Below are 4,501 nucleotides of genomic sequence, written 5' to 3' on the forward strand. Positions count from 1 at the left end.
GCGGCGCCGCCGTCCTCGGCTCGGTGCTGCTCGGCACCGCTTTCACCGGCGGCGCCGCCCACGCGAACGACCTGGCGCTGATGGAGGACTCCTCCTCGCAGTCCACCGCCGCTGAGCAGGCCCCGGCCGCCGACACCGCCTCCACCTCGGCCGAGACCTCGGCCGAGACCTCGGCCGAGACGCTGCGCCGCGGCGACTCCGGCGCCTCCGTCGAGCAGCTCCAGTCCGCGCTCAACGACCGCGGCGCCGACCTGCCCGTCACCGGCTTCTTCGGCTCGATGACCGAGGACGCGGTCCAGGACGTCCAGTCCTCCGCCGGTATCGCCGTGGACGGCGTGGTCGGCCCCGACCCCCGCGCCGCCCTCGAGGGCGGGAGCGGCTCGGTCGACTCCGGCTCCGAGGCCACCATCTCGACCCCCTCCGCCCCCGCCGGCAGCGCCGCGGTCAGCACCGCCTCGACCTCCACCTCCGGCAATGCGATCGTCGACGCGGCCCGCTCCGCCGTGGGCACCCCCTACTCCTGGGGCGGCTCCTCGCTCAGCGGCATGGACTGCTCGGGCTTGGTGGCCTACGCCTACGGTCAGGCAGGCATCGACGTGCCCCGCACCAGCAGCCAGCAGGCCGCCGCGGGCACCAGCATCTCGCAGTCCGAGCTGCAGCCCGGCGACCTCGTGGTGTGGCCCGGCCACATCGCGATCTACTCAGGCGACGGCAAGATCATCGATGCCTCCGGCTCCAAGCAGCAGGTCGTCGAGCGCGAGATCTGGGGCAACCCGACCGACTTCGTCACCTACCGCTGAGCCGCCGGCTCACCCGCTGAGCCCCGGCTCCCTCGCCGAGGCGCTCGGCACCACCGCGCCGCAGGCCCGGTCCCGTTCCACGGGGCCGGGCCTTCGGCATGTGCCGGGTGAGCGGAAGAAGCCGATCGGCGGCGGACCCGGCGCCTTCTCGAGCAGGCTCGGGCGACCGGCGGCGCTCCGGGCACGTCAGACGTCCGAAGAGCCCGGCGGCGACGGGACGTACGCTGTCGGTCGTGTCCCGTCCCGTCCCCGACGCCCTGCTCCCCTGGCTCGACGCGCTGCTGTGCCCGCACTGTCGGGAGCCGTTCGCGCTCACCGATCGCACCCTCCGCTGCCCGAGCGGCCACAGCTTCGACCTGGCCCGCGCGGGGTACGTCTCGCTGCTGCCCGGCAGCGCCCCCATCAGCGGGGACGACGACGACATGGCCCGGGCCCGGGACTCCTTCCTCTCCACCGGCGCGTACGACGCCCTGCGGGAGCTCGTCGCGGACCTCGCCGCCCGGGCGCTCGAGGGCACGGACGATCCGCGCGTGCTCGACATCGGCTGCGGCACCGGCCACTACCTCTCCTCGGTGCTGGACCGCGTCCCCGGGGCGCAAGGCCTCGGCGTGGACACCGCACCGCGGGCCCTGCGCTTCGCCGCCCGCGCCCACGACCGGGCCGCCGCGGCCGGCTGGGACGTGTTCTCGCCCTTCCCCCTGCGGGATGCCGGCGTCGACCTCGTGATGGACGTGTTCGCGCCCCGGAACCCGGCGGAGTTCGCGCGGGTGCTGAGCCCGGGCGGGCGCCTGCTCGTGGTGCGTCCCGCGGCCGAGCACCTGGCCGAGCTGCGCGAGCACGTGCCGGGGATGGTCCGGCCAGACCCGCGCAAGGAGGAGCGGCTCGCCGAGGCGCTCGCCCCGCACTTCACCGTCGAGGACTCCCGACCGCTGCGGCTCACGGTCGCACTCGACGACGCGATGGCCCGCGACCTGGTCGCGATGACCCCCAGCGCCCGTCACGTGGACCTCGCCGCCCTCGACGGCGCCGACGGCCCCGGCGGGGCGCCCCGCGAGGTGACCGTCTCGGTGCTCGCCAGCCTGCACCGTCCGCGCTGAGCGCTCGCCGCTCCCGCCCAGGCTCGACGCCGCCCCTCGCCTAGGCTGAGGGTCCCGTCCGTCCCACCCCAGGAGCGTCGTGCCCTCGTCCGCCCCCTTCCGCCGCCGTGCCGCCTTCCTCGACTTCGACGGCACCCTCGCCGAGAGCGGGATCGTCCCGCGCGCCCAGGCCGAGGCGGTCCTCGCCGCCCGCGCGGCCGGCCATGCGATCCTGCTGAGCACCGGGCGGCCCGCCTCGATCGTCGCCCCCGACGTCGCCGCGCTGTTCGACGGCATGATCACCTCGGCGGGCGGGCACCTCCGGATCGGCGAGGAGCTGCTGCGCGATGTGCGCTTCCCCGCCGCGCTCGCCCGGCGCACCGTCGAGGTGCTCGAGGCGCACGGCGCCGCCTACGCGCTCGAGGCGCCCGAGGCGCTGTGGTGCTCGGCCTCGTCGGCCGATCGGCTCGAGCGACGCCGCCGCGGAGCGCCCGTCCCCGCCGCGGGCGCGCTGGGGCGGGGCTTCGCCGACATCATCGAGGCGATCTCGGTGCCCGAGGATCCGGCCTCCGTCTCCTTCGCGAAGATCTCGGTGTGGAGCTCGCCGGTGCCGATCGAGCAGCTCGCCGCGGAGGTCGGCCCCGAGGTCGGGGCGCTGCCGAACTCGATCTCGGAGGACGGCCGAGGCTCCGGGGAGCTGCACCTCGCCGAGGTCGACAAGGTCGACGGGCTGCGCCTGGCGGCCGAGCACCTGGGGCTGGGCATCGAGGACACGGTCGCGGTGGGCGACGGGGCGAACGATCTGGGGATGCTGCGGGCCGCGGGCACGGGGGTCGCGATCCGCGGCTCCCGTCCCGAGGTGCTCGCCGCGGCGGACATGGAGGTGGCTCCCCCGTCCGAGCACGGCGTGGAGGAGGCGTTCGCCCGCCTCGGCATGCTCTAGCTGCTGCGGCGCAGCCCGATCACCACGAGCCCGGCGGCGGCGACCAGCGCCCCGGCCCCGAGCATGATGACGCCCTGCGGCATCACCTCGGCGGCGAAGCGCTGCTCGAAGACCTGCACGATCGGGCCGAGGAACACCGCCTGGTCGACGGCATCGGGGACGAGGCCCTCGATGCGGGTGGTGAGCAGCCAGGTCGCAAGCCCGGCGAGCACGGCGCCGATCCCGGCGAGGGTGAGCATGAGGCGACGGTGCCCGGCGACGAGGACGGCGAGCACGGCCAGGCCCAGGGCGATCGGTCCGGCCCGGTGCGCCCAGGGGTCCAGCACGGTGGCGCGGTGCAGCAGCGGCACGTCGGGGATGCTGGCGAGGGTCACGCTCGCCTCCCCCGGGCGGGGCAGGTCGTCGATCAGCGGCAGGGTGTCCTCGACCCCGGCGAGCAGGGAGTCGATGAGCGGCAACAGGTCCACGTCCAGGGGCGAGGCACCGGGGGTGAACAGCGCACCGTGCAGCTCGACCATCGCGCGGTCCCACACCTCCGTGTAAGCCTCGGTGCCGGTGACCTTCGAGGCCTGCTCCTGGAGGAGCGGCGTGGCCCGGTCGGCGACGAACCCGGGGACGAGCTCGTGGTCCAGCGCCTCGTCCACGGCGCTGTCGGTGAGGGAGCGCTGCAGGGTGGCGTCCTCGGCGAGCGGCTGGGTGATCGCGAGGAAGCCCTCCTGGTCCACGACGTTGCGCTCGATCCAGGCCCCGGGGAGCCAGAGGGCGCCGAGCAGCGTCGCCGCGGTCAGCAGCAGGACGGAGAGCAGATCACGCAGGGAGGACACCAGGACACGGTACCGCCGTGCCTCTCGCCCGTCGCCGTGTCCTCCCCCACGCACGACGACGGCCCCGCCTCGCCCGGCAGGGGCGCGGCGGGGCCGTCGAGGGACAGCGCCGTTCAGCCGCCGATGCGGATGAAGGTCCAGCTGCCGGAGTAGATGTTGCGCTCGGAGGTGTCCACGCGGCTGTTGCCCGCATCGACGAACTGGTTGCCGCCGGCGTAGATGCCGATGTGACCGGGCTTGTAGACGAGGTCGCCGGGGCGGGCCTCGGAGCGCGGGATCACGGTGCCGGCGGCGGCCTGGTCGCCCGCGCCGCGGGGAAGGCTGATGCCGTGCTGGGCGTAGACCCACTGCACGAAGCCGGAGCAGTCCCAGCCCGACGGGGAGGTGCCGCCGTAGACGTAGGGGGTGCCGATGCCGGAGCGGGCGGTGGCGAGGATGGAGCTGCCCTTGGCGGCGGAGGGAGCCGGGGCGGACTCCTCCTGCTCCTCGGAAGAGCTGCTCTCGGAGCGCTCGGAGCTGCGGGACTCGTCCGCGCTGCTCTCCAGCGGCTCGTCCTCGGCCGGCTCCTCGCGCTCGTTGGAGCGGGAGGAGGTCTCCGCGGAGTCGTCCTCGCGGGTCTCGGTCTGCTCCTCGGAGTCGGCGGACTCGTCCTGCTGCGCCTCGGCCTGCTCCTGCTCGGCCTGGTCCTGCGCGGCCTGCTCCTGCGCGGCCTGCTCGGCCGCCTCGCGCTCGGCGGCCTCGGCGGCGGCGATCTCCTCGGCGGTCGGGCCGACCTCGACGGAGAAGGCGGTGCCGGCGGCGGGGGCGAGGGCGGCGACGGCGGCCTGGTCCCCGGCGCCCTCAGCGTCCTCGGCACCG

At 75.4% G+C, this 4,501-nt stretch carries 5 protein-coding genes; 3 read left to right on the plus strand and 2 right to left on the minus strand.

All coding sequences use genetic code 11. From position 1 onward, the window contains the following. The 3 genes from HMPREF3159_RS10790 to HMPREF3159_RS10800 form a co-directional block, all read left to right on the plus strand. Positions 1–800, plus strand: an 800-nt coding sequence (locus HMPREF3159_RS10790; RefSeq protein WP_070501029.1) for a C40 family peptidase, incomplete at its 5' end; no start/stop codon positions are given. Between the two features lie 233 nt (positions 801–1,033). Continuing rightward, positions 1,034–1,897, plus strand: coding sequence for a putative RNA methyltransferase (locus HMPREF3159_RS10795; RefSeq protein ID WP_083305918.1), 864 nt, complete (start codon positions 1,034–1,036; stop codon positions 1,895–1,897). A 79-nt stretch (positions 1,898–1,976) separates the two neighbouring features. After that, positions 1,977–2,819, plus strand: coding sequence for an HAD hydrolase family protein (locus HMPREF3159_RS10800; RefSeq protein ID WP_070501030.1), 843 nt, complete (start codon positions 1,977–1,979; stop codon positions 2,817–2,819). Here HMPREF3159_RS10800 and HMPREF3159_RS10805 read toward each other — a convergent pair. After that, entirely contained in the window at positions 2,816–3,643 is an 828-nt protein-coding gene (locus HMPREF3159_RS10805; RefSeq protein WP_070501031.1) for a hypothetical protein, read from the minus strand. The two genes, HMPREF3159_RS10800 and HMPREF3159_RS10805, sit on opposite strands and share 4 nt — an antisense overlap. A gap of 113 nt (positions 3,644–3,756) precedes the next feature. Then, a partial coding sequence (locus tag HMPREF3159_RS10810; RefSeq protein WP_070501032.1) for a C40 family peptidase occupies positions 3,757–4,501 on the minus strand: 745 nt, incomplete at its 5' end.

It is taken from the genome of Brachybacterium sp. HMSC06H03 (assembly GCF_001807385.1).
GTDB lineage: Bacteria > Actinomycetota > Actinomycetes > Actinomycetales > Dermabacteraceae > Brachybacterium > Brachybacterium conglomeratum.